Below are 3,135 nucleotides of genomic sequence, written 5' to 3' on the forward strand. Positions count from 1 at the left end.
CGATCATCTACCCGTTGGCCTATATCACTGAGGTGCTCGGGGGCAAAGCGAGTGCCCCCTGGCCGCCGCAGGCTCTCCGCTGCCCCTAGCGTTGCGACGCGGCCAGGGCCTGATCCAGGTCGGCGATGATGTCGTCGACGTGTTCGATGCCCACGGAGATGCGCACCAGGTCCGGCGGCACGCCCGCCTCGAGTTGCTCGGACGGGGTGAGTTGGGAGTGGGTGGTGCTGGCCGGGTGGATGACCAGGGTCTTGGCGTCCAGGATGTTGGCCAGGTGCGAGCACAGCTTCACGGCCTCGATGAACTTCCGCCCGGCGGCCAGCCCGCCCTTGATCCCGAATCCGAACACCGCCCCCGGCCCCAGAGGGAAGTACTTTTTGGCCCGGACATGGTCCTTGTGGCCGGGGAGCCCGGCGTAGTTGACCCAGGACACGGCCGGATGCCCGGCCAGGCGCCCGGCCACGGCGGCGGCGTTGGTGCAGTGGGCCCGGGCGCGCAAGGGCAGGGTCTCCAGGCCTTGCAGGATGAGGAAGCTGTTGATGGGCGCGGGCGCGGCCCCGATGTCGCGAAGGAGCCCCGTGCGCAGCTTGGTGCAAAAGGCCGTACAGGGCGTGCCCTCCAGGGAGCACAGGGCCTCCCAGAAGTTGGCCCCGTGGTAGGTGGGGTCGGGCTCGGTGATCTCCGGGTATTTCCCGGCCGCCTTCCAGTCGAAGCCGCCCGCCTCAACCACCGCCCCGCCGATGCAGGCGCCGTGGCCGCCGATCATCTTGGTCAGGGAATAGACCGCGATGTCGCAGCCCACGTCGAAGGGGTTGAACACCGGCGGCGGGGCCACGGTGTTGTCCAGGACAAACGGAACCTGGAGCCTCTTGGCCACGGCCGCGACACCCTCCATGTCGTCCACGTTGCAGCGGGGGTTGCCGATGGATTCGGAATAGAGGAACCGGGTGTTTTCGTCGGCGGCCCGCTCGAAATTGGCCGGGTCCGAGGAGTCCACGATGCGGACCTCGATGCCGAAGCGGGCCAGGGTGTGGGCGAACAGGGTGTGCGTGCCGCCGTAGAGGTTCGAACCGGAAACGAAGTTCTGCCCGGCCTTGGCCAGCCCTGCGGCCACGTAGAAGATGGCCGACATGCCCGAGGCCGTGCACAGCGCCGCCGAGCCCCCGTGCAGCGCCGCCAAGCGCTTTTCCAGCACGTCCGTGGTGGGGTTCATGATCCGGGTGTAGATGTAGCCTGGGGTCTTCAAGGCGAACAGGTCGGCGGCGTGGGCCGTGTCCCGGAAAAGATAGCTGGTGGTCTGGTAGATGGGCACGGCCCGGGACAGGGTGTCCGTGTCCGGGGTGTGTCCGGCGTGCAGGGCCAGGGTTTCAGGGTGCTGCGACGGCGTGTGCATGGCGCGCTCCATGATGGTCGGGCGGTCCCGGGAGGGAGTTGTGCTTTCGATTGGGGAGGATCGATCCTGCGGTCATGATAGCCGCAATGGCCGGTGCTGTCACCGATGACCTGGGAAGGCGGACTGCGGGGCCTCAGGACTTGACAAGCTCCCGTCCCGGGACCGAAAAGCAGACGGTTGAAAAACGGCAGTCGGCCGCGCCTTCGCACTGGGGAGGCGCCCCTCGGCCCCGTCCGCAAAAAAAGGATGATCCCCATGCGTATTCATGTGTTGCAGCATGTCGAGTTCGAGGATTGCGGCGGCATCCGGCTGTGGGCCGAGGCCCAGGGCCATGAGCTGGCCACGACCCGCCTGGACGCAGACGAAACGCCTCCGGCGCCGGAGGCCTTCGATCTCCTGGTGGTCATGGGCGGTCCCATGAACATTCACGAGGACGAGGCCTATCCCTGGCTTGCGCCCGAAAAAGCGGCCATCCGGGCCGCCGTGGACGCCGGAAAGGGCGTCCTCGGCATCTGTCTGGGGGCGCAGCTTTTAAGCCACATCCTGGGCGGCGGCGTGACCCGGGGCGAGCACACGGAGATCGGCTGGCATCCGGTGACCCTGACCCCCGAGGGTGCGGCGCATCCGCTGTTTGCCGGATTTCCCGAGACGTTCACCGGGTTTCACTGGCACGGCGACACCTTTTCCATCCCGGAAGGCGCGATCCATGCCGCCACAAGCCAGGGGTGCGCCAACCAGGCCTTTGTGCTGGGCGACCGGGTGGTCGGCCTGCAATTTCACCTGGAGTCGGTCCCGGCAAACCTGGTCAAGCTCATCAAGCACTGCGGCACGGAGATCGTGCCCGGGCCGTACGTGCAGCTTCCCAAAGAGATGCACAACGGTCGGGCCCAGTTCGCCCCGCTCAAGGAGCTTCTTTATCGGTTCCTGGATTCCCTGGCCGCCGCCATAGGAAAATAGACAGCCCTCTCCACTCTTTCACCGCAAGGCGGATGCATGCGCAAGGCCGACAGGGAAATCACGGATACAAAGGACATCGAGGCCATATTGCAGTCCCAGCGCGTCTGCCGCCTGGGCATGCTCTCGGACGGCCGGGCTTACGTCGTGCCGGTCAACTACGGGTACGAATCCGGCGCCCTCTATTTTCATTCCTCGAAAAAAGGAAAGAAAATGGAGGCGCTGGCCCAAAACCCCGAGGTCTGCTTCGAGGTGGACGCGGATGTGTCGATCATCACCGGGGAATTGCCCTGCCAGTACACCACCCGCTACCGTTCGGTGATCGGATTCGGCCGGGCCGTGTTCCTCGAAGATCCCGAGGACAAGCTGCACGGCCTGCGGGTTCTCATGCGCGGCCACGACGGCCCCCAGGAGGGCTTTGTTCCCGAGATCGTGGCCGCCGTCGCCGTGGTGCGCATCGATATCGAATCCATGACCGGCAAGTCCCTGCCCGCGCCCGCCAAGCGGGGCGAATAGGGAGGCAGGAACCCCAGGGGAGAAACTTTTTTGTAAAAAAGTTTCTCCCCTGGACCCCTCTTCAAAAAACTTCGTCACGCTTCGCGGCGTGCCTCTCCTGGCCGGTGGGAATGCTTTCCCGGCCGCCCATTCTTCCGGCCGTGCCCCCCGGCGCAACGCGCCGGGGGGCACGGCCGGGGACGGGGGGACCGGGGGGACATGGTCCCCCCGGTCGGGGAGGCGTGGCACTCGTACTCCAGCATCTGCTCACGGCTGATCTCGCCCTGGATAAA

The 3,135-nt window shown here is 66.1% G+C and carries 3 protein-coding genes; 2 read left to right on the forward strand and 1 reads right to left on the reverse strand.

Annotated features, from left to right (window positions below):
• Positions 1-85: 85 nt before the first annotated feature.
• A complete protein-coding gene (locus tag V3572_RS11590; RefSeq protein ID WP_332111154.1) occupies positions 86-1,393 on the reverse strand; it encodes an O-acetylhomoserine aminocarboxypropyltransferase/cysteine synthase family protein in 1,308 nt (435 codons plus the stop codon).
• A 255-nt stretch (positions 1,394-1,648) separates the two neighbouring features.
• On the opposite strand from V3572_RS11590, the gene V3572_RS11595 reads away from it, so the two are divergent.
• Both V3572_RS11595 and V3572_RS11600 read left to right on the forward strand, forming a co-directional pair.
• The gene (locus V3572_RS11595) at positions 1,649-2,350 is read left to right on the forward strand and encodes a type 1 glutamine amidotransferase (protein ID WP_332111155.1); all 702 of its coding nucleotides are present in this window, start codon (positions 1,649-1,651) and stop codon (positions 2,348-2,350) included.
• Between the two features lie 36 nt (positions 2,351-2,386).
• Complete coding sequence (locus tag V3572_RS11600) at positions 2,387-2,863, forward strand: pyridoxamine 5'-phosphate oxidase family protein (protein WP_332111156.1); 477 nt, start codon at positions 2,387-2,389, stop codon at positions 2,861-2,863.
• The last annotated feature ends 272 nt before the right edge of the window (positions 2,864-3,135 follow it).

It is taken from the genome of Desulfolutivibrio sp. (assembly GCF_036584575.1).
Taxonomy (GTDB): domain Bacteria; phylum Desulfobacterota; class Desulfovibrionia; order Desulfovibrionales; family Desulfovibrionaceae; genus Desulfolutivibrio.